Source organism: Brachybacterium paraconglomeratum (assembly GCF_039541415.1).
Taxonomy (GTDB): Bacteria; Actinomycetota; Actinomycetes; order Actinomycetales; family Dermabacteraceae; genus Brachybacterium; species Brachybacterium paraconglomeratum_A.
Map to the genome: position 1 here is coordinate 142,616 of NZ_BAABGE010000008.1, position 22,410 is coordinate 165,025.

The following is a 22,410-nucleotide window of genomic DNA, read 5'->3' on the forward strand; positions in this document are numbered from 1 at the left end:
ACGAGCCGGTGGTCCCGATGAGGACGCGGTCGCTGTGTGATCCCTCGAGTAGGCCTCTCACAGCACTCTCGAACGAGGTCATCACGATGACCGCTCCTCACAGTGTCGACCCTCATGGCCTGCTGGTCAGTCGCGCCAACGCTCGGACGCCCGCAGTGAACTGGTCGAACCTCAAGCGAACGTGCCCATTCTGAAGAGCTCTGCCCTGGACGCCAAGTTCATGCAACTTGAGTTCTCGGAGATCATCGGGAACCAACCGCGGTGCGGTCCTGTTTACCCAGGGCCACCGGTCGAGGTCGCCCGGGCGATCCACGGCGACGGCAGCGGCGTAGTCCTCGGGCTGGAACTCGGGCTCCGAGGTCACCTCTATGACTGCGTAGCAGTCACTCGATTCCTTGGCGCAGATGAACACCAGGTCACCCGGTCGAAAGCCAGGCCGTCCCTTCTTCGGGCTGGCGAAGAACGACGGTTCCCTCCAGCCATCACGCTTGGGTGCACCGTATTCAAGCTTCAGCCACAGGGTTCGATCGTCGTCCCGCGCATCCGCCAGAAGTGTCTCCGCCAATTGGAGAGCAGAACGGGCGTCGGGAGGCGCTGCCTGCGACTGAGAGGAAGCGCTGGTCAGGCCTTGTGCGTCCTTCTCGAGCTGGACCAGGTCTTCCGAGCTGACAATTCGCGAGGGCCACGCGGTGATCGATTCCAGCGCCTCATGGAACTGCTCCAGGTCGAGCTCCACCCCAAGCTCCCGGTTCGGGCTGGCACTGCTGCCCAGTCCGGCGCCGGTGAGGTTGGCGGACCCGAGCATTGCCCGGGTTCCGACTACGAAGCACTTGGCATGGAGCCGGTCGACGTGGCGGATCTCGACCCCTGCCTGGTGGAGTGCCCGCATACCCTGGACGCTGAGATATCCATTCGCGACAGCGCTGGGGTCCAGTGTTGTCATCAGCCGCCAGGACCGGGACGAACCTTCAGCGGCGGATGCCACCTGGCGGCACACGTCGTATGACAGAAATGGACTCGTGAGGACGACATCGCCGTCGACCTGTACGAGCGCTTCCCGTAGCCAGTTGGCGGCCGAGGTGATGAGGGGTCCCTGAGCAGACATAGGTCAACGCTAGCGGCCCAAACGGGAGTCTGATGAAACGACAGGGGGCCAAATCGGGGACTGAACCGCTCGAAGCAGTCAGCCCGCACCTCCGCAGGATCGTCATCTCCTCGAGACCAGATTTCTCCTTCATCTGTCTGAAGTCGATGACAGGATCAGTCTGACCAGGAGAAACAGAGCAGAGGGAGGCGCCGTGCCCGGCTATGCAGTCATCGATCTCGAGACCACCGGATTCTCTCCGGCGAAGCACCATCGAATCCTCGAGATCGGGGTCGTGGAGGTCTCGGAATCTGGAGAGATCGAACGTGAGTGGGCCTCACTCGTGAATCCCGGGCGGGACATCGGGAACTCGCATGTCCACGGGATCACTGCGACCGACGTGGCCGGCGCTCCCCGCTTCTCTGAGCTTGCTCCATCGCTGATCGAAAGTGTGCAGGGCCGCACGATCGTGGCCCACAACGCTCCGTTCGACCTACGCTTCCTCGAGGCGGAGCTGCTGCGGGCGCGGGTGGCCCCGACCCTGCTGCCACTCACCGGACTGTGCACGATGCAGTGGTCGAACATCTTCCTCGAGGCTCCGTCCCGCAAGCTGGCGGACTGTTGCTCAGCGAGTGGCATCGACCTCGTGGATGCCCACTCCGCGATGGCGGACGCCCGTGCCACGGCCCTTCTGCTCGGGCACTACATCTCGTTGGTCGAGGGCAGCGGTGCACTCCCCTGGCAGGAAGAGCATGAGCTCAGCTCCGCGCAGATCTGGCCCTCCCTCTTCGCCTCCGACTCAGTGCGAGTGCTGCCCCGTGACGCAGCGCGCTCCGCACGGCCCAACGGCTGGCTGGACAGAATCCTCTCGCGGATGCCTCGCACGGCGGACTCCCGCATCGACTCCTACCTCGAGACCCTCGAGCGCGCACTGCTGGACGGCGTGCTCGCCGAGCACGAAAAGGATGAGCTGGTCGAAGTCGCCTTCGACCTTGGTCTGACTCGTGGCGGTGTGCTGGACCTTCATTCGCGCTATCTCGAGGCATTGGCGGAGATCGCGCTCAAGGACAACGTGGTCACGAACCAGGAACGCGGTGATTTAGACCGGATCGCCGCGATGCTGGGCCTGCAGGAGGTGGACGTGGACCGCGCGCTCGAGACCGCGACCAGCAGGCGGTCGCTCGCCGCGTCCGGCACGACTGAGCACGGCAGCGTTCCCGACGGGCACGTGGCGGCCCTGCGGCTGGGCACTGCGGGGATTGCTCTCTCTCCTGGCGATCGAATCGTCTTCACCGGCGCGATGATCCGTGATCGCGCCTCGTGGGAGGCTCTCGCGCGGGAGCTCGGCTACGTCCCCGGCACCATCACCAAGAAGACCGCGCTGGTGGTGGCTGCGGATCCGAACTCACAGTCCGGCAAGGCAGCAAAGGCCCGAACCTACGGGATCCCGATCATCACCGAAGAGGCCTTCGCTCGCATGGTCGGAGCCTGACGCGATGGTGGACCTGACGCGCGCAGCCCGAGCGCAGCTGGCAGCCGACGCCGCGTCCGGGGATTGTCGCCACACAGGCAGAAAGCTTTCTAATGAAAATCGAAAGGGAGAAGAAGGATGAGCGAGCAGGGGACCGTAGCCCCGGGGTGGTACTCAGACCCGTCAGGGCGTCACGAGTCGCGCTGGTGGGATGGAACGCGCTGGCGTGATGCGGTAACCGACCAGGGGATCCGCGGAGACGACCCGTTACTGCCTGCCTCCCCCACCGTGCAGCACGATGTCGAAGCCCGACCCGAAACGACTACTGTCACTGAGCAGGGATCGCCGGCATCGCAGACCAATTCCACGCTCGAAGCCGAAGCGTCCGCTGAGGCTTCCGGTGCCGCCGACGCCAAGATCACGATGTTCTCGGCTAAGAAGATTGCTACTGAACTCCAGTCCGAGACTAGGGAGCTTCGCGCCCGCGTGAGAGCTCTCGTAGAGGTAGCTCGTGAGTACGGCGGCCTAGAGTCGGCAGAGATCACGCTTCGCATCGACGCGCTTCGCGCACAGGAAGTCGCACAACGCGAGAGTGCCGCTGCTGAAGCGCGCGCAGTGGGTGACGAACTAACTGCAGTCCAGCGGCAGGTTGCTCGAGCACAAGGAGAACTTGCCTCCGTCGAACAGCACATCATCGTCGCCCGGGACCGTGTGGAGCTCGAGGCGAGAGGACTGTTCGACTATGAGCACGTCGCGGAGGCCTCCTCCACGCTCGCCGGCAACCTCGAGCGCCTGCGCGCCGAAATCAAGGAGAGCAACAAGTACGACAGAGCCATCCACGCGACGTCGAACTTCGTCTTCAACAACTCGCAAGCGAAGGGGAAGACGTTCGTCAACCAGATGCGTCGCATCATGCTCCGCGCCTATAACGCGGAAGCTGAGAATGCGGTCAAGACGGTGAAGACAGGGAACCTCGCTCCGGCGATCAAGAGACTCTCCCGTGCCAAGGAGCAGATCGAGAAGCAGGGGACGATGATCGATCTCGCGGTCGACGGTAAGTACCACCACCTTCGGCTCCAGGAAATCGAACTCGCGGCACGTCATCACGAGGCTGTCGCTGCGGAGAAGGCTCTTGAACGGGAACGGCGCGAGGAGCTGCGTGAGCAGCGCAAAGCCGAGCAGGAACTGCGCGCGGAGAAAGAACGGCTGGAGAAGGAGCGCACCCACTACCTCAACTCGATCAAACGTCTCCGCGCCGCGGGCGACGACGCTGGGGCCGACGCGCTCGAAGCCCAGCTCAGCAAGATCGATGAGGAGATCGCCCAAGCCGACTACCGCGCTGCGAACATCCGCGCCGGCTACGTCTACGTCATCTCCAACATCGGCGCGTTCGGGGAGGGAGTCGTGAAGATCGGGATGACGCGACGCCTCGACCCGATGGACAGAGTCAGGGAACTGGGCGATGCCTCCGTCCCCTTCACCTTCGACGTCCACGCACTGTTCTTCTCCGACGACGCTGTGACCATCGAAGCGTCGTTGCACAAGGACTTCGCCGAACGAAGGCTGAACCAGGTGAATCCCCGCAAGGAGTTCTTCCGTGTCACTCCGGCCGAGGTGCTGGACAGCCTGCAGAGACGGCAGGTCTCCGTGCTCGAGTTCCGTACAGATGCAGAGGCAGAGGACTACCGCACAAGCTTGGCGATGCTTGCGCAGCTCGACGGCGAAAGCATCCGCTGATGGAAGTCGCCAATTTTCGTGCTGGTCGCGCCGGTATCTCACCGCAGAACGCCCACTTCCGACGAGACTCTGCACGGCGAGCCGGTCGCGTGAATGTTAGGTTGCAGACGTGACTAGCGAATCTTTGCTCGAGACCCTCCGCGCGTTTATGGCTGAGCGCGATTGGCAGCAGTTCCACTCCCCGGAGAACCTCGCGAAATCGATCAACATCGAGGCCGGGGAACTGCTGGAGTGCTACCAGTGGAGCGACGATGCCGACCTCGACGACGTCGCCGGCGAGCTAGCTGACGTCCTGACCTACGCTCTGCTCCTCGCGGACAAACTCGATCTCGATCCCGAGCAGATCATCCGAAGCAAGCTCGAGCGCACGGGCACGAAGTATCCCGTCGAGAAGGCAAAGGGTCGGAGCACTAAATATGACCGCCTTTGAGATCGAGGAGCTCCGCTTCTCGCCGGAGTCCGTAGAGGAGGCCCGGGCACGGCTCCCCCGGTTCTCGAACTGGCCCGTGGTATACCTCCTCGAGGACGGCCGAGACATCTACGTCGGTGAAACCGGGAGCGCGGACCGACGGATCCGCCAGCACCTCAAGTCCGAGCAGAAGGAGCACCTGCGCGAGGTCCGAATCGTCTTCGACGATCGATTCAACGGCTCAGCCTGCCTGGACCTCGAGTCCCTCCTGATCCGCCTGCTCGGAGGCGACGGGAAGTACGAGGTCCTGAACCGCAACGAGGGCATCACCAACCAGGACTACTTCCAGCGCAGCGAATACAACGACACCTTCAAGGAGATCTTCGAGGAGCTCCGCTCGCGCGGATACTTCGAGCGATCGATTCCCGAAATCGAGAACTCCGACCTCTTCAAGCTCTCCCCCTACAAGGCACTCAACACCGAGCAGGGCATCGCCGTGCTCGACATCATGGAGGGCCTCGTCCAGGACCTGCACCACCCAGAGGTCCGCACCCTTGCAGCGATCCAAGGGGACCCCGGCACCGGGAAGACCATCGTCGGCATCTACCTCATGAAGCTCATGCGGGATCTCGCCGACTTCGACCCCACCGACGAGGTCGAAGGCGACTCGATGTTCTCCGACCTCTTCGTCGAGGGGAACCGCGAGCTCTTCACCGGGCTCCGGATCGGCCTGGTCATCCCACAGAAATCACTGCGGAAGTCCATCAGCAGGGTGTTCCGGAAGGTGCCGGCGCTCCGGGATGCACAAGTGCTCACCCCCTACGAGGTCGCCGACGCAGAAGAGGACTTCGATGTCATTGTGGTCGACGAGGCACACCGGCTCACCCAGCGCGGCGCCCAGGCTCACGGGACGCTCACCAAGCGATACAGGGAGACCACGCTTCGGCTCTTCGGCGAGGACGATCTGGCGATCAACCAGCTCGACTGGATCCGTCGTCGTACGCGCCACACGATCCTGCTGCTGGACACCGCGCAGAGCGTCCGACCGATCGACATCGAACCCGAAGTGTTCGAGCGAGTGCTCGACGAAGCCCGCACACACAAGCGCCTGTATCCGCTCGACACGCAGATGCGTGTGAAGGGAGGCAAGGCGTACCTCGATTTCGCCCGCGCTCTCCTGTCGGATACTCCCCCGCAAACCGTCCCCGATCTCGAGGAGTACGAGTTCGAGCTGTTCGACGACCTCGGGAAGATGCACCAGAGGATCCGCGACCGCGACGAGGAGCATGGGTTGGCCCGGCTCGTTGCCGGCTATGCATGGAAGTGGCGCAGCAAGAAGAAGTCCGGTTTGCACGACATCGAGCTCGACGGCGTCGCCCTCGATTGGAACGTCTCCGATGTCGACTGGATCGCTTCGAAGACGTCCCTCGAAGAGGTCGGCTCCATCCACACCGTGCAGGGCTACGACCTCAACTACGCCGGCGTCATCATCGGCGGGGACCTGCGCATCGATCCGGAGACCGGGATGCTCGTCGCCGACAAGGAGAACTACTTCGACACCAAGGGCAAGGCGAACAACACCATGCGGGGGCAGACCACCTCTGATGAGGATCTGCTGCGGTACATCGTGAACGTGTACCGGGTGCTGCTCACGCGGGGGATGCGGGGGACGTATCTCTATGTAGTGGATCCGCTGTTACGGCGGAGGATCGCCTCGATCCTGGCTACGAATCTAGCTTGAGTCGGGCTCCCGGCCTGGCGGCTCCACCCCACCTGATCATGCATCTTTCCCGGGCGATTCGGCATCAGGCGTCAAGCCAGCGAAGAATACCTTCGAGTTCGGACCTGATCTCCTCCCAAGGAGTATCGAGGTCGAGGCTGCGAGCACCAACCCGGTTCCCCTGGATCATGACGTCGAGGTCGGGTTGGGTGCTCGCGCCCGTGCGCGCGTAGAGGAGCAGGCCGCTGATCGCCCCGGAACGGTCGATGTCCGCATTCTTCACGTACGCCAGCATCTGATAAAGATTCCCCGAGTGGATGGTTTCTTTCTCCCATCGGGACTGAAGCGTTTGGCTGTAGTACTTCGCGTCGATGATCAGTACTCGACCGTCACGTCGCAAGGTGACGTCCGTGCGCATCGCCGGAAGCTGCGCTGCTCCGACGGCGCTCTCATGGTCGTAGTCCCACGCCAGGTGAGAAGCGCGGGGAGAGAGCTCAGGATGATGGAAGGCGTAGTACTCGCGCAGGAACCTCTCGTACAGGGTGCTCATGGCATCGTCCGAGATCCATGCGGCGAGGTCTGTTGTTCCCGAGGCCCTCGTGGGGAGGAGCCCGCGCACGATCAGTTCGCAGACGCCCATGAGCATCCGGTATCTGACATTGGCGCGGTGGTAGGTCAGGGTCGCCCAGCGGATCGAGGTCGGAGCGATCAGCGTGACCTCATTGAGGTAGGGCAGGAGGCGTCGCAACGAGCCTTTACGGGAGGTTGCGATCTGACCGCTTCGGATCAGGAGGACGATGACCGACTTCAACACCCTGTTGTGCGGGGTATCGATCTCGTACTCGTCGAACTCGCAGACCAGTCTCCCTTTCACCGTGGAACGTGTCGCGATCGTTCCCGTGATGTCGATCCGGCCCCGCACCGTGGCAAGATCTTCCCGGTTGCGTCGGTAGTCGCGGTGGAGGCCGCGCTTCACCTCAGCGCCGACGCCCCGCACCAGGATCTCTGCCAACAGGTCGTGAAGATGGTCGAATGGCTCGGAGGCGATCCGGTCCTTGCCCTCGTCGCGCATCGCGCCGAAGGCATACGCCATCATCACGTAGATGTTGCGGATCGCGATCGGGCCGGGAGTCATGCGACTACGGCCCTCAGCTTCTCCGCCCACTCTGCCGACCGCGCCTGCTCATCGAACCAGTACTCGTCGAGCAGAGGAATGAGCTCGTCCTCGACGACCGACTGGATCCACTCCTCGAGGTCCTCACCCTCCAGAGGCCCCGTGAGGTAACTGTGGCCGATCGCGAAGCCTTGCCCGAGCGCTGGATCTTCGGCGATGACCTTGTTCAGATCGATGAGAGTCCGGACCAGGCTGTCCAACGCTCGGCTGTCGACGCCTCGTTGCCAGCGCGTGAAGCCGTCCGAGTCGAAGCCCGGTCGCATCTCGAAGAAGCCGAAGCGTCGCCGCAGCGCGTAGTCCAGCACGGCGAGGCTGCGATCGGCAGTGTTCATCATGCCGATGATGTGCACATTGTGCGGAACGGAGAAGTGCTCGTCTTTGTACAGCAGACGCAGCTCCTGGCCCCGTTTGTCGGCTTCGATGAGCATGAGCAACTCCCCGAAGATCTTGGAGATGTTGCCGCGGTTGATCTCGTCGATGATGAAGAAATAGGGACGGTCGGAGTCATCAGCCCGCGCCTCCTCGCAGAACCGATAAAAGGGACCCTCGGTCAGAGTGAAGCCAGCGTCCTCGTTGGGGCGGTAGCCCATCATGAAGTCCTCGTACGAGTAGCTCTGATGGAACTGGACTACCTGGATCCGGCTGGGGTCCTTCAGTCCCATGATCGACTGCGCGAGTCGCTTTGCAGCGAACGTCTTGCCGACGCCGGGCGGACCGGCGAGGATGACGTTCTTCTTGCGCCAGAGCAGAGAACGCAGCCGGTCGTAACGCTCCTTCGGCAGATAGACGTCATCGAGGAAGTCCGCCATGCCGTAGGCCGGAAGGTGGTCCGTACTGGTCACGGGAAGTTCGACATCGTCCACTCCCACGAAGAGCGCTTCCAACTTCTGCGCGTAGCCCGGGTACTTCGTGATGTCGGTGAGAGTCTTGAGCACGGCATCCCCAGGGTGCTCCCACGACCCGATATGGGTCCACCTGACTGAGCGAAGGTTCTGGTAGGACTCTCGCTCCGGCTCGAACCGTGCGTCGGAGACGACTTCGCCACGGCCGACGAGCTCCTTCCGTCCGCGCTTGGCATAGACGATGTCGCCGATCGCGATCTCGTTCTGGAACTGCCATACCGCAAGCCGTGCATTCATCTTGGACGCACCGGATCCTCCTGGATCGAGCGCGCGGCGGACGGCATCCTTAGTGGGATACGCAGAGAGATTGCCGAGCTCATCCCAGGCGATCCCCATGATGCCCTCGGAGGAGAACTGCTCCCACTCCGAAGCTTTCTCGCCCGGCGAGTACATCCAGTAGTGACGCTCCCGAGGTTCCGCCGGTGAGTCCGTCTCGGGGTCGACCGCGTTCGAGGTCGGGTCCCAGAGCTCTCTGACTCCGGAGTCCCAGAAGTTGAACGGCTCCGTCATCTCACGTGCCAGCTCCAGACGGATCTCCAGCAGGTCACGATCGATGTCATATGGGCCGGCGCCGGACCCACCGTTGATCCTGTCGGCAAGTCCATTCCGGATGCGCTTCTTCATGTCAGCCGCGGTGATCAGCTCGAACGCGTCGGGTCGAGCCAGGAACTGCATCGCGTTGCGAAATTCGGCTTCGTCCTCGCCGGAGGCGAGCATGACCCGCTGCAACGCCCACGGATCTGTGCGGGCCTCCTCCCGCTCGGACTCGGGAAGGGACGTCCAGTAGCGCACGAAGCTCGATCCCCAGATGATGTGCCGCCACATACGGCCGAAGTAACCCTGGCCGACGTGCGCACCCGCGGTGTTCGTCGGGCGCGACAGCCACCCGGCAATGGTTTCCGGGAGCTCTACCTTTGGCTCAGCATGTGCCAGTACGCGTTCGACGTGCGAATACCGCACATCGGGCCTGATATTGCGTACCGCGTGTTCGCGCAGGAGCACCAGCTCAGCAGCCAGAAGCACGACTTCTCGAGGAGCTCCCTGCAGTTGGAGGTCGAGTTTCTCCCACTGCCCTTGAGTGCTTCCGAGGATCGGATTGTCCTCGACCCGGGCCCGAAGATCTTCAGCGGCTTCCGCGGTCCAGATCGTCTCTGCAGGATCAATCACGGAGCGTCCATCGCCCAACATATGCGCAAACACCTGTCCGATCTCGCGAGCTATCGAGATGAACGAGGCAGAACGTGAGCGTTCGATGATGGCCAAGTCGTCGGCGTCCAGCGGAGTGTGCATCATGACCACAGTGTGCCTGATCAGACTGACATTCGAAGCGCCAATCCCCAGTATCGCGATTAGCTGCGACCGGGCTCGCTACCGCGATTTGATGAGATCTCGCAATGACACAAAAGCCCCACGCTAAGCGATGGCGGCGTCCTGAATCGCAAGCACGATGGAACAGCCAACTCTCGACGAGGCGGCAGATTGAACTGCCCGACGGCGCGTCCTGAAACCCACGGTTTTCCGTTCCAGGGTCAGCGGACACGCGACTCTTACGCCTCGCCGTCGGCTTCCGGGTCTTCCGCTGCCTGTCGCCGTGAGAGAAGGGACCCCACTCGGCCCTTCACGGAGCCCGCAACACCCTTCGCCTTTGAGCTGGTCTCCCTCACTGCTCCGAGGCCGCGTCCCCGCAACGAGCTCTCCACCCGCTCCGCCTCCGCCTCATCGATGACGAAGAGCCGCGCGAGATACGCCTCCGCATCGACGTTCGGGGGCGGGAGCTGGCGCAGATGCTTGATGAGCCGGGCGGACTGCACTCGGAGGGTGGCATAGGTGAGACTGCCGGAAATGACTCCCCCGGCCACCGGCACCGCCTTGGAAACCGCCTTGGCGAAGCTGTCCTTGGTGAGCTTCACGCCGACCACCCGCAGCACCTGCTTCATCGGGGTGTACCAGGCGGTCTTCGTGAGCGCGACGCCAGCAATCTGACGCTGGATCGCGGGTCGGGCGATGTTCGCCGCGAAGTTGGTGACGGTCGCCGAGGCACCACCGACGCCCATCATCACTCCGAGGAAGGCGGTGAGCTTGCCCAGGGTCTCGTCGTCGACGTGGTCCGTATCAGAGAGGAACTCTCTCCACCCGTACACGTACGCGACCTTCTGCATGATGCGGAACGCGTGCACATAGAACTGGGTGATGTCGCCCGGGATCGTGCCGATCATCGCGAATCCCCCGGGAATACCCGCCGCGAAGGACATCGCGGTGGACTTCCGCGTTTCGAACTCGACGACCTCGGCTGCGATGCGATCGAGCATCTCGATCCCGATGCCAGAAGCTGCAGGATTTTCTGCCACCGCCGCGTCGATCGACTCGTTGCTGATGCCACGTCGATGCAGCTCAGAACGCAGGAAATGCTCGCGATCGATCCGCACGCCCCTCAGACGGATCACACGGGAGAGGAACTCGATCGCGAACTTCTCAGCTTCCAGTCCCTGCGACTCCGAGACCCCTTGGAGCTCAGAGACCGGATCCTCGGTGACCTTGAGAGGCTCAATCTGCACGTCATCGAATTCCGTCAGCGCGCTGTCATCTTCTTGCACTGTCCCTGCCGCTCCTCACGATGCCCGATCGGAGGCGACGGGCTGTCAAGCGCAGAATAGGCGTGCCGTATGACGGATATGCAGCGTGGCGGTCTCGGTCCTGCAACAGTTGTCGGATTCAATGGGGAGAGCAGACCCGGGCCGATTCGCGCCGGAACCGTTACCTGCACCTCATTCGTCCCATCAGTCAGGCAGAATCGCCCCATGGGGATGGGGACTCACACGACCGACAGACAGCGCATCCTGCAGTTCTGGACGCTGCTCGAACTCTTCAGTCCGCAATCGGTGCCCAAGCCGACTCGGCGATCGACCCGCCCCGGAGACAAGCAGGTCGTCTCCTGGCAGCCCGGTCAGCAGTTGCCCTGGGTGACACTCGCCCCTCCGCCACAGCGGGGGAAGACCCCGAAATCGTGGCAGCACACTGTCTACCTCGGCGTCTACGAGCTCGAGGACACCTTCCAGCTCCTCCACCGTGCCTTCGGCGAGGATCGGGACGCCTACGACGCACGCCGCTCGGGCCAGAGCGCGTGCGCCGCCGTGGTGCTCGACCACAAGGGAGTTCTGGCGATCGATTCGTCCGTCCTGGCATCTGCGCCGTGGGCGATCGCAAAGCTCGAGGCCGGGTCTCCCTCGCGCGGTCCCGAGTGGGCGACCGACTTCCCCGACGCTGCGAGCGCGTTCCGCGACACGATCGACGAGGTCGAAGGGGCCCGTCGAGACCTCTATGGTGCGGATCAGCCGCTCCCCCACGATGAGGAGTCCCTGTTCGCCCTCCTCAGGGTCGCGCACCGTGCAGCGGGGGTTCAGGCGATTCCCGAGCTCGCGAGCACACGTATCGTCATCGAGTCCCGGGTGCGTGAAGAGTCGCAGGCGAGCGACAACGACTTCCTCAATAGCTTCTTCCTCGAAGACCTCGCGCAGGTTGAGAAGGATCTCCGCCGCGGAGGTGTTCCGGCAGCGCTGAGCGAGTATCTGACGCCGGAGCGGGAGCTGCGCCGCGACCACCGGATCGACGTCATGACGTCGCATCGGACTGTCGATGCCGAGGCGGGGCTCGGCCATCTTCCTCGAGGTCGGTGGCCGTCTGACCCCGAGCACGCCCTCGCGCTCCGCCAGCAGTTCGCCGTGAACCGCGCCCTCGGCGAACTCGCCTCGTCCTCGGGGCTTTTGGGCATCAACGGCCCGCCAGGTACCGGGAAGACGACGATGCTGCGGGACATCCTGGCAGGGAACGTCGTGGAACGGGCTCGTCGTCTCTCTCAGCTCAAGAGTCCTGGAGACGCCTTCACCCAGACCACCCACACGTGGAAGACCGGCCGATACACCCGGTCGGTTCGCCAGCTCCGACCTGAGCTGACCGGATTCGAGATGGTCGTCGCCTCAGCGAACAATGCCGCCGTGGAGAACGTGAGCGCGGAGATCCCCGCCCGGGACGCCATCGCAGACCCGTGGCGCGATTCCGCGGAGTTCTTCGCCGACATCGCCTCCGCGGCACTGGGAAGTGCACTACCTCGCCGCGACGACGATCTCCCCCGCGCCTGGGGGCTCATCGCTGCGAAGCTGGGGAACAAGAGCAACCGAGGGTCGTTCTTCTCCTCGTTCTGGTTCGACCAGAAACCTCACGGAACGGGCACCGCCGCTTCTCACGCTGTGCCAGGGATGCTCACCCTGCTCAAGAATTGGGAAAGTGGCGCTACAGCCCACCGCAGCTGGCGAGAAGCACGCGACGAGTTCCAGGCGAAAGCCGCCCGAGTAGAGGAGCTGATCCGTCTTCGCCGAGACGCTGCGGAACGTCGCGAAAAGCTCCCTCACGCCCTCCGGAAACTCGAGGATCAGGTACGACGAGAATACGAGCTCTCCACCGATCTGACTGCCGCGCAGCACGCCTATACGGAGGAGGACACAGTAGCCGGGCTCGCGGAAGCCGAGTTCGCGAAGGCGTCAGAGGAATGGGACCGCCACCTCGCCACTCGACCCGGATGGCTCGAGACGCTCTTGACCTGGGGGCGGGCAACGAAGGACTGGCGTGCGAAGGTCGGAGACGCCGAGGAGCGCCGACAGATTGCAGAGGATGATCTCGCGCAGGCCAGAGCCCACTCTCAGCAGCTCGAACATCAGCTCCTCACCCTCGAGCAGCATGCCGAGGCAGCCGCCGTGGCCCGCGCTCGCGCGGACGACGGGCTCCGCACGTTGCAGGCGAAGCTCACCGAGGACGCTGGTCGATTCGGTGCGGGGTACCCGGATGAGAACTGGAGCGGCGACCGTCGCGAGCTTCACGCCCCGTGGCTCGACGCTCAGCTCGATGCAGCGCGCTCCCGTCTGTTCCTCGCCGCGATGCGTCTGCATGAGGACTTCCTCGCCAATACCGCGACGGACATGAAGAAGGGCCTCGGCGCCGCGATGGACGTCGTCGCGGGAAATGCACCGCGGAACCTGACGCCGGAGCAGGTGCTCGCCGCCTGGCAGACCTTCTTCCTCGTCGTGCCTATGGTCTCGACCACCTTCGCTTCGTACGCACGCATGTTCACCGGCCTGGGTCGAGAATCGCTCGGCTGGCTCCTGATCGACGAGGCCGGTCAGGCCAGCCCGCAGTACGCCGCCGGTGCGATCTGGCGTTCACGGCGAGTGGTCTCCGTCGGCGACCCCCTTCAGCTGCAACCCGTCGTCACGATGCCGCACAAGGCACAGCGCGATATCGCCCAGGCGTTCGGGGTGGCGGGCACGTGGATTCCGCCGCAGGCATCTGTCCAGACTCTCACCGACCGCGTTTCCCGCTTCGGAACCACCTTGCGCAATGGGGAGGAGGACGTCTGGGTGAGCGCTCCGCTCACGGTCCACCGACGGTGCGACGACCCGATGTTCAGTTTCTGCAACGACGTGGCCTACGGCGGGATCATGGTCAACGGCATCGATCGCACCCTTGATGACCCCCGTCGGCCCGATCTCTTCGACGGCCCGGACGGCCCCCGCATCACCCAGAGCAGATGGCTTGATGAGCCCGCGCCCGTTGAGGGAACCCATCTCCAGGAGAACCAGATCGCCCGCATGCTCCTCGAGATCGAGAGGCTGCGCGAGCACTGTGTTGATCCCGCGTCGATCATCGCGATCTCACCCTTCCGGGCGGTGGCTGATCGGCTGGCGGCCCTCACCCGCGAGGTCCCTGATCTCACGGCGGGCACCATTCATCGAGCACAGGGGAAAGAGGCCTCGGTCGTGTTCCTCGTGCTGGGCGGCGACCCCGCGGCGCAAGGGGCGAAGAGCTGGGCGTCGGAGAGCGTCAATCTGGTCAACGTCGCGGCAAGCCGGGCGAAGAGACGCCTCTATGTCATCGGCGACCGCGCTCAATGGGCGCGGCACCCGTACTTCCGCGAGCTCAGTTCAGCGCTGGCGGCATAGGGTTGCGGTGCGTTGGAACCTCCTGCCGAGGATCTCGATGACCCGCCCAAGCTCCCCGGGCATCCAGAACTTGTAGGCCTATGCACAGAGTGTGAGCTGCACCGCGGCCCTCGATAGGCACTGAGTGGATGCCTTCCCCCGCACGGCGTCGCGCTCGCGGAGCGCCTGTTCCTCAGGCAAGGCCCTGCGCAGACGGTCAGGTCATCCAGGGATTGATGTCACCGTTCTCGTCGCGATGCAGATTCGTCTCCCCCCACGCCGTGCCGCTCCCCATGGCGACCTCGAAGATGTTCCGGACGTAGGTGTTCTCGATGCCGCGCTCATCCGCCTCCTGCAGGCCGATCTGCTCTCCCCTGGATATGGCGGAGTTGGGATCCTTCAGCTTCTCGACGTACCAGCTCTCGGCACGGTCGAGGATCGAGCCGTCGGGATCGGCGGACGTCGCTAGGTCGGTGAGATCGACCCCGGCGCCCACGTACGGGACCGCGCTGACCGCCGCGCGCATCACCACGAAGTTCCCCTCCGCGGTCTCGCCGTTGAGGTAGTGGCGTCCGGCGTCGTACAGGTCGGGGATCAGCGGTGTCCCCTTCTTGAGCACCCGCTCGGCGACCGGGAGTCCCTTCTCGACCCGGTCGGCGACGACATCGGCGCCCTCCTTCAGAAGGGGAGGAACCCACCCGTGCGGCGAGATGCGGGGGAAGATGTCCGGCAGCGACCACGAATCACCATCCCCGGTGCCGAACGGGAAGTCCTTGAGGATGTCGAACGGAGATCTGTCCGATCCGGTCCCACCGCCGCCAGAGCCCGACCCGGCCGAATCGGCCGTTGAGGCTGCGTCCTGCTCGTCGGCCTCGGCGTCGAGGTCGTCCGCCCATCGTCGAATCCTCTCGAGAACGTCCGCGAGCTGTGCGCGCACCTGGTGGCACGAGCTGCGGAACTCCTCAGCGTCGGGACCGACCCAGGAGACGGGCGGCCCGCACCGGGACCGTCGGCCCCGGGACTACCGTGGACCTCCCCAGATCCCTGCGCTCGAAGGAACCCTCCCCCATGCCATGCACCACCCTCCTCGTCGGCCGCCGCGCGAGCGCCGACGGCTCTCCCCTGGTCGCCCGCAACGAGGACTCCAGCGAAGGGTCCTTCGATCCCAAGCGGGTCGTGGTGGTGCAGCCGGCCGAGCAGCCCCGCACCTACACCTCCGTGATCGGCAGGCGCACGATCGCCCTGCCCGAGGAGCCGCTGCGATACACCGCGATCCCGGATGCGCTGGGGGTCAACGGGGTGTGGGCGAGCGCCGGCATCAACGCGGCGAACGTCGCCATGAGCGCCACGGAGACGATCACCAGCAACCCGCGGGTGCTCGGCGCGGATCCGCTCGTGGAGCACGACCCGGCCACGGGCGCGCCCTGCGGGTTCGGCGAGGAGGACTTCGTGACGCTGGTCCTCCCCTACATCCGCTCCGCCCGCGAGGGGGTGGAGCGCCTCGGCGCGCTGCTCGGAGAGCACGGCACCTACGAGATGAACGGGATCGCCTTCAGCGACGAGCAGGACATCTGGTGGCTCGAGACGGTGGGCGGGCACCACTGGACCGCGCGGCGCGTCCCGGAGGACCACTACGTGACGATGCCGAACCAGCTGGGCATCGACTCCTTCGACCTCGACGACGCGGAAGGGCCGGGCCGCGACCACCTGGCGAGCCCCGACCTGCGGGAGTTCCTCACCACCCACCACCTGGACCTCACACAGCGGGACGTGGACGATCCGGCGCCGTCGGAATTCAACCCCCGCGAGGCGTTCGGCTCCCACTCACCCGCGGACCACGTCTACAACACACCCCGCGCCTGGTCCATGCAGCGCACCCTGAACCCCAGGAGCGAGGACTGGGACGCGGGCCTGCCCGGGGCGAGCCCGGACTCGGACGATCTCCCGTGGAGCCGGCGGCCCGAGCGCCTCCTCACGATCGAGGACGTCAAGGACGTGCTCAGCTCCCACTACCAGGGCACGGTCTTCGACCCGTATTCCGCCCGCGGCACCGCGGCGGAGCGCACGGCGTTCCGCCCCATCGGCATCAACCGCCACAACGCGCTCGCGATCCTGCAGATCCGCCCGGACCTGCCCCCGTCCCATCGCGCGCTGCAGTGGGTCGCCTACGCCTCGCTCCCCTTCACCACGCTGATCCCGATGTTCACGAACGTCGAGGAGGCACCCGCCTATCTCACGACCACCACCGGCACCGTCAGCACGGACAGCTTCTACTGGACCTCACGGCTGATCGCCGCCCTGGCCGATGCGCACCACGCCGAGATCATCCCCGCGATCGAGCGCTACCAGCAGCGCACCCTGGCCCTCGGTCACGTCGCCGTGCACGCGGCGACCGCGGCGGCATCGTCGGCCGACGACGCCGCGGTGCCGGGCCTGCTCGCCGTGGCGAACACGACGATCGCCGAGCAGATCCGCACCGCGACGGATGCGCTGCTGGGCGAGGTCCTCGCCACCGCGAGCACGCACATGACGAACCGGTTCTCACGGTCGGACGGGTGAGAACGGTGGCCCCTCGGCTCGTCGCCGGCATCGATCTCGCGGCGGACCCGCGCAGGACGGGTCTCGCGGTGCTCCGCGAGGAGAACCACGTGGTCCGCATCGAGGACGTCCACGTGGGGGCGAGCGACGACGACGTTCTCGCGGCGATCATTCCCGCCTCGAAAGCCGGCGTGGACGTGCCCTTCGGATGGCCACGCCGTTTCGTCGACCTGGTCGCCGGGCACCAGGCGGGCGACCTCGAGTCCCCGGCGGACACCGGACCGGACTGGCGTCGGGCCGTTCTCTTCCGAGAGACGGATCTCGAGGTGCGCAGGCGGGTGGGCAAGACGCCTCTCAGCGTCGCAGCGGACAAGATCGCCTACCCCGCCATCCGCTGGGCAGCGATCGCTGCGCGCCTGCGGGAGCAGGACACCCCCACCCCGCTCGACGGAAGCGGTGTGGCCTGCGAGGTCTACCCGGGCGCCGCGCTGGCCGCCTGGGGATTCGGAGCCCAGCGCTACAAGAAGGCCGCCGGAGCTCTGGTGCGCGGCGAGCTCGTCGAAGCGCTCAGCGCCCGCTGGCCGTGGCTGGACTGGGCAGGACACGAGGACGTGTGCGCGGGCTCGGACGATGCACTCGACGCCGTGATCGCCGCGGTGGTCGCCCGGGAGGTGCTCCTCGGCAGGGCAATAGCTCCACCAGCGGAACTGGCCGCCGCCGCAGCCGACGAAGGATGGATCTGGCTGCCCGCGCCGGAGTGAGGGCCATGGTCCCGCCGCGACGACCTGGGCTCGTGCGGTGCGCCGCGTGTCAGCCGTCGTGCGGGCGGCCGTCCGGAGCGGGCTCGGACCGCAGCTGATCTGCGATCTCCTCCTCCGGGCGGGGCGCCGTCGTCTGATCGTCCTCGAGCTGCGGGATGGGCGGTTCCCCAGGTCCGGGGAACGGTTCGTGCGTGGGATCTCCGGAGCGAACGGTCATGGCGAGGCCTCCCTGTCGTGGTGCCCCCAGGCTACGCGCGGCGGGAGCGGCGGACCAGGTGGGAGGAGCGAGCACGCCGACGTGCCGACGACGGCTCAGACGAACCCTTCCTCGACGAGCTCGCACCCGTTCTCGGTGATGACGTGCCTCTACCCGGAGCCGTCGACAACCCGGCTCCAGCTCGCCACCACGAGCCGGTCCTCCTGGAGCGACATGCTGAAGCCGCCGTACATCCCCCGGATAGGGGAACCAGAGCGACTCGAGCCGGTCCAGAGCGATCACCTCGGTGGGCACCGGGCGGGACCGCACGGGATCGAGGCTCCGGGTGCGCTCCGCGATCAGGTCGGCCACGTGCTGATCCCACGCTGCGAACTTCTGCTGCTCCCGCTCGGTCGGCTCCGGGACGGCGAGGATCTCGAGCAGGTGGTGGTGGCCGCGCTTCCGTGCGAGATCGACCGCTCGGGCGCCGCCGGCCGTCCGGAGCGAGCGCCACGCGCCGAGTCGGATCAGTCGTTCGGCCACCTCGACCGGAGCGCCGAGCCACGCCGCCTGGTGCAGCGGGGTGAACCAGGACGTCCCGCCGAACCGCCACTGGTTGGCGTTCTGCGCCTGCCCCGACTCGAGGAGGTCGATCACCACGTCCCAGCGGCCCGTCTTCCCGGCGTCTGCGAGGCGGTGGGATGCCTCGACGATGCTCTCGTTCATCACCTCGGGATCGAGGATGCCGGGCCATTCTGCGCTCATGAGCGGTCATCGCGGATCTCGTCGGGGGTTGTCGTCCTCAGGTCATCGTGCCGCTCCGCTCTGAGCGACGTTGGTCCCCCTCCGCATCTCATCCGGCTCGCTACGATCGATGCCATCACTTCCCCGGGCGAGAAGCGACCGGAGAGCGAAGTCGAGAGGGTTGATCACCGTGCGCGCAGCACGCTATTACGGCAACAAGGACATCCGCATCGAGGAGATCGACGAACCCACCGCCGGCGCTGGCGAGGTGCTCATCGACGTCGCCTTCTGTGGGATCTGCGGCACCGATCTGCATGAGTACCTGGACGGTCCGATCTTCTGTCCCACCCCGGACACGCCGACGTCCTGGACCGGAGAGACGGCCCCGGTGACGCTCGGCCACGAATTCTCCGGGGTCGTGTCGGCGCTCGGCGAGGGCATCACCGACCTCGAGGTGGGTGACACGGTGGTCGTCGAGCCCTACATCCTCAAAGACGGCACCGACACCGGTCCGGACTCGACCGACTACCACCTCTCCGAGGGAATGAACTTCATCGGCCTCGGCGGCGGCGGAGGCGGTCTGGCCGAGAAGCTCGCCGTCCGTCGCCGCTGGGTCCACAAGATCGATCCCAGCATCCCGCTGGACCAGGCCGCGCTCATCGAGCCGCTCGCCGTCGCCTATCACGGAGTACAGCGCTCCGGCGCGAAGGCCGGTGACATCGCCGTGATCGGCGGCGCCGGCCCCATCGGACTGCTCACCGGTGCGGTGCTGCGGGCCCTGGGCGTGACAGTGGTGGTCTCCGAGCTCTCCTCGCTGCGCCGCCAGAAGGCCCTGGACTCCGGCGCCGCCGATCACGCACTGGACCCGGCCGCAGTCGACGTGGCCCAGGAGGTGCACGACCTCACCGGCGGCAAGGGCGCGGACATCGCCTTCGAGGCCACCAGCGTGCAGGCGGTGCTGGACACCCTGATGGATGCGCTGCGACCCACCGGGGTGCTGCTGAACATCTCGATCTGGGGCCACCGCTCCGACTTCGACATGCACAAGCTGGTGATGAAGGAGATCGACCTGCGTGGATCGATCGGATACGTCAACAACCACCCGGCGGTCATCGAGCTCGTGGAGAGCGGCAAGATCGATCTCGCTCCCTTCATCACCGGGCGCATCCAGCTCGAGGACCTGATCGACAAGGGGTTCGACACCCTCATCCATCGCAACGAGACGGCCGTGAAGATCCTGGTCTCCCCCTCCGGCAAGGGCGTCGACCCGGCCTGAGCCGGGGTGCCGTGACGTTCAGCGGCCGCGACCGGAGCTCCTCGCCTCGCGGTGCTCCGGTCCCGCTGTTTCCGACGTGAGCGCGTCCACGTAGGTCGCGTCCACGGCAGCGCCCGGGTGGGTGATCAGATCGATGAGAGTGCGGAACTCCGGATGCTCGACGGCCGACAGAAGGATCGGCGGTACGGTGTTGCCAGCCCATCACAGCGACGCGGGATCCCAGTACACCGCGATCAGATTGACCGAGCACCTCGCCCTCGAGGGCATCGCCCCGTCGATCGGGACCGTCGGCGACGCATATGACAACGCGCTGATGGAGACGATCAGCGGGCTCTACAAGACCGAGTGCATACGCACCACCGTCTTCCATTCAGGCCCGTTCCGGACTCTCGCGGACGTCGAGTTCGCAACCGCCGGCTGGGTCGACTGGTACAACAACCGCCGCCTCCACGGCTCTCTCGGGATGCTCACCCCGGTAGAGTCCGAGACGCTCCACTACGAGGCCCTCACCCGAGAGCCCGCACCCGCAAAGTAGCGGCAGAGAACCTGGGCCGATTCACCATCGTCGTGAAGAAGAAGCACACCGAAGAGGTACGGGACTTCCTCACCGCGCTGCTGGAGATCACACAGGGCGCCTTCGGCCAAGGAGAGGAGACCATCGCCCAGGCGGAGCACCGCTATGTGCGGATGGATGCGCTTCTGCGCCGTCTCGGGAGTGCGGAGACCAGCGACGTCTCTTGGAGACGTCGCGTGCTCGACACACGCCGGCACGTCGAGTTCGAGGCGCGTGAGCTCGATGAATCCGGCACGGTGGTGGATGTCTACCGCGGTGCGGGCGGCCGTTCGGGTGGGCAGCGGCAACGTCTGGTGACGTTCTGCCTGGCTGCAGCGCTGCGCTATCAACTCATGGAGTCGGCCGACGGAGTGCCGGCGTATGGCTCGGTGGTGCTGGACGAAGCCTTCGGGAACTCCGACATGCATTACACACGCGCCGGGCTCGAGGTGTTCCGCTCCTTCGGGTTCCAGATGCTGCTGGCCACGCCGCTGAAGATGCTGCAGACCATCGAGGAATACGTGGGCGGTGCCGCCGTGGTGGCCAAGAGTGCGGACAGCACCTCTCATCTCGCGGCCGTGACGTTCGCCGAGTTGGAGGCGTGATGCGTTTCCCGGAGGAAGTGCGCAAGCGCCTGCAGCAGGCATGGGCACGGAACACCGCAGCGTGGATCGCCGATCCCTCGGGCGCGGCCGTCTCGGTGCCGTTGCATCCACCGACGGGCGCCGAGGCGCTCGCCGACCCGACCAGCGCCCACACCTGGATCGATGCGTGGCGGAGTACCGGCCTGCTGGCTGAGTTCGTGGCGTGGGAGGAGCGGCGCTGGGCGAACCTGGGTACCCAGCTGGTTCCTGTGCGGTGGCAGGCCGGGGAGGCAGGGGCGCTGTGTCGGCTCGCCGGGGAGGCGACTCGAGCGGAGTGGGCGGTGCTCCTCGGACATGCGGAGGCGGCGGTGGAGGCTCTCGCGGCGATGACGCTCGCGGACGATGCTTCTTCGGATCTGCGGTCCCGAGTGGCCACCGCGATCACGCGTCGCCGAGCGCAGTGGCTGCAGATGCCATCGGTCGATGCGGACTTGTGCGTCCGGGCCGCTGCCTGGCTGCTCGCTCATCCCGGCAGCGGCTACCGGATCCGTCAGGTGCCGCTGCCCGGGATGCACACGAAGTGGTTGAAGGATCATCGCGCCGTGGTCGAAGGACTTGTCGGCGCCGCGCGGGCCGATGGCTCTACCGAGCTGGGGCTCCGGCCCGCGCCCACCTTCCACGATCTCGTGGTGCTCGATCCCCCGTCACGTGCCGAGCGGCCGGGCCTGCCCCGATCGAGCCGCATGGATCCGGAGGCGCTCGCTGCGACGAGGCTTCACCCTCGCGTGGTGATCGTGTGCGAGAACTCCGAGACCGTGCAGGTGCTGCCGGACCTGCCAGGGACCGTGGCGGTGGGCGGGACCGGCTACAACCTGTCGGAACTTTTCGCTGTGCCATGGATCCAGCGAGCACCCGTCCTGTACTGGGGCGATACCGATGCTGACGGATTGCGGATCCTCGACAGGGCCCGCCATCACCACAGCGATGTCCGCAGCGTGCTGATGGATCGAGCCACTCTCGACGCGCACCAGGAACTGACAGGATCCGGAGGTGAGCGCAGCCAGGTCGTGCTGACGCACCTCACAGCTGCGGAGGCCGAGCTGTATCGCGAGCTGAGCGCGACGGGGCTGCGGCTCGAGCAGGAGCGGATCGAGCTGGGGTATGCCGTCGAGCAGCTGCGCAGGACGCTCGATGAGCGGCTGCACACCACGCCCCCTCCCTCCCTGCCCTGACCTCCCGGCCATTCACGAAGCACCGCCGCACCCCTCCCGGGACCTTGACCCCAGAACCTG

16 protein-coding genes and 1 pseudogene are annotated in these 22,410 nt (G+C 65.6%); 11 read left to right on the plus strand and 6 right to left on the minus strand.

Features of this window, described 5'->3' with window-relative positions; all coding sequences use genetic code 11:
• Positions 1-112: 112 nt before the first annotated feature.
• On the minus strand, positions 113-1,105 hold the full coding sequence (locus ABD893_RS13525) for a phospholipase D-like domain-containing protein (protein ID WP_345081200.1): 993 nt from the start codon (positions 1,103-1,105) through the stop codon (positions 113-115).
• A 193-nt stretch (positions 1,106-1,298) separates the two neighbouring features.
• Here ABD893_RS13525 and ABD893_RS13530 point away from each other — a divergent pair, with 193 nt between their 5' ends.
• From ABD893_RS13530 to ABD893_RS13545, 4 genes are all read left to right on the plus strand, one after another.
• On the plus strand, positions 1,299-2,576 hold the full coding sequence (locus tag ABD893_RS13530) for an exonuclease domain-containing protein (RefSeq protein WP_345081203.1): 1,278 nt from the start codon (positions 1,299-1,301) through the stop codon (positions 2,574-2,576).
• A gap of 117 nt (positions 2,577-2,693) precedes the next feature.
• Positions 2,694-4,292, plus strand: a complete 1,599-nt coding sequence (locus ABD893_RS13535; RefSeq protein ID WP_345081206.1) for an SNIPE associated domain-containing protein — start codon at positions 2,694-2,696, stop codon at positions 4,290-4,292.
• 148 nt (positions 4,293-4,440) lie between these two features.
• Complete coding sequence (locus tag ABD893_RS13540; RefSeq protein ID WP_425548381.1) at positions 4,441-4,722, plus strand: MazG-like family protein; 282 nt, start codon at positions 4,441-4,443, stop codon at positions 4,720-4,722.
• A complete protein-coding gene (locus tag ABD893_RS13545; protein WP_345081212.1) occupies positions 4,709-6,442 on the plus strand; it encodes a DNA/RNA helicase domain-containing protein in 1,734 nt (577 codons plus the stop codon). Before ABD893_RS13540 ends, ABD893_RS13545 begins: the two co-directional genes overlap by 14 nt.
• Positions 6,443-6,506: 64 nt before the next feature.
• Here the strand turns inward: ABD893_RS13545 and mcrC are convergent, their stop codons facing one another.
• From mcrC to ABD893_RS13560, 3 genes are all read right to left on the minus strand, one after another.
• Positions 6,507-7,556, minus strand: coding sequence for a 5-methylcytosine-specific restriction endonuclease system specificity protein McrC (gene mcrC, locus ABD893_RS13550; RefSeq protein WP_345081215.1), 1,050 nt, complete (start codon positions 7,554-7,556; stop codon positions 6,507-6,509).
• Positions 7,553-9,787 (minus strand): AAA family ATPase, encoded by a 2,235-nt coding sequence (locus tag ABD893_RS13555; protein WP_345081218.1) that lies wholly within the window; start codon positions 9,785-9,787, stop codon positions 7,553-7,555. Before ABD893_RS13555 ends, mcrC begins: the two co-directional genes overlap by 4 nt.
• A gap of 257 nt (positions 9,788-10,044) precedes the next feature.
• Entirely contained in the window at positions 10,045-11,052 is a 1,008-nt protein-coding gene (locus ABD893_RS13560) for a hypothetical protein (RefSeq protein WP_345081221.1), read from the minus strand.
• Positions 11,053-11,295: 243 nt separating this feature from the next.
• On the opposite strand from ABD893_RS13560, the gene ABD893_RS13565 reads away from it, so the two are divergent.
• Positions 11,296-14,487: a DEAD/DEAH box helicase gene (locus tag ABD893_RS13565; RefSeq protein WP_345081224.1), complete on the plus strand. Its 3,192-nt coding sequence runs from the start codon at positions 11,296-11,298 to the stop codon at positions 14,485-14,487.
• Between the two features lie 196 nt (positions 14,488-14,683).
• Here ABD893_RS13565 and ABD893_RS13570 read toward each other — a convergent pair whose 3' ends face one another.
• Positions 14,684-15,403 (minus strand): hypothetical protein, encoded by a 720-nt coding sequence (locus tag ABD893_RS13570; RefSeq protein ID WP_345081227.1) that lies wholly within the window; start codon positions 15,401-15,403, stop codon positions 14,684-14,686.
• 131 nt (positions 15,404-15,534) lie between these two features.
• On the opposite strand from ABD893_RS13570, the gene ABD893_RS13575 reads away from it, so the two are divergent.
• Both ABD893_RS13575 and ABD893_RS13580 read left to right on the plus strand, forming a co-directional pair.
• Positions 15,535-17,025 carry a C69 family dipeptidase gene (locus ABD893_RS13575; RefSeq protein WP_345081230.1) on the plus strand — a complete coding sequence of 497 codons (1,491 nt, stop codon included), beginning with the start codon at positions 15,535-15,537 and terminating at the stop codon, positions 17,023-17,025.
• A 5-nt stretch (positions 17,026-17,030) separates the two neighbouring features.
• A complete protein-coding gene (locus tag ABD893_RS13580) occupies positions 17,031-17,765 on the plus strand; it encodes a DUF429 domain-containing protein (RefSeq protein ID WP_345081233.1) in 735 nt (244 codons plus the stop codon).
• Between the two features lie 49 nt (positions 17,766-17,814).
• On the opposite strand, the gene ABD893_RS13585 is transcribed toward ABD893_RS13580, so the two are convergent.
• Positions 17,815-18,726: an ankyrin repeat domain-containing protein gene (locus ABD893_RS13585; protein ID WP_345081236.1), complete on the minus strand. Its 912-nt coding sequence runs from the start codon at positions 18,724-18,726 to the stop codon at positions 17,815-17,817.
• Between the two features lie 169 nt (positions 18,727-18,895).
• On the opposite strand from ABD893_RS13585, the gene ABD893_RS13590 reads away from it, so the two are divergent.
• From ABD893_RS13590 to ABD893_RS13605, 4 genes and pseudogenes are all read left to right on the plus strand, one after another.
• On the plus strand, positions 18,896-19,981 hold the full coding sequence (locus tag ABD893_RS13590; protein WP_345081239.1) for a 2,3-butanediol dehydrogenase: 1,086 nt from the start codon (positions 18,896-18,898) through the stop codon (positions 19,979-19,981).
• Between the two features lie 199 nt (positions 19,982-20,180).
• A pseudogene (locus tag ABD893_RS13595) lies at positions 20,181-20,516 on the plus strand (transposase); the annotation flags it as partial.
• Positions 20,517-20,548: 32 nt separating this feature from the next.
• Complete coding sequence (locus tag ABD893_RS13600; RefSeq protein ID WP_345081242.1) at positions 20,549-21,139, plus strand: SbcC/MukB-like Walker B domain-containing protein; 591 nt, start codon at positions 20,549-20,551, stop codon at positions 21,137-21,139.
• The gene (locus ABD893_RS13605; RefSeq protein ID WP_345081245.1) at positions 21,139-22,350 is read left to right on the plus strand and encodes a Wadjet anti-phage system protein JetD domain-containing protein; all 1,212 of its coding nucleotides are present in this window, start codon (positions 21,139-21,141) and stop codon (positions 22,348-22,350) included. The genes ABD893_RS13600 and ABD893_RS13605 overlap by 1 nt, the downstream gene beginning before the upstream one ends.
• Positions 22,351-22,410: the final 60 nt, after the last annotated feature.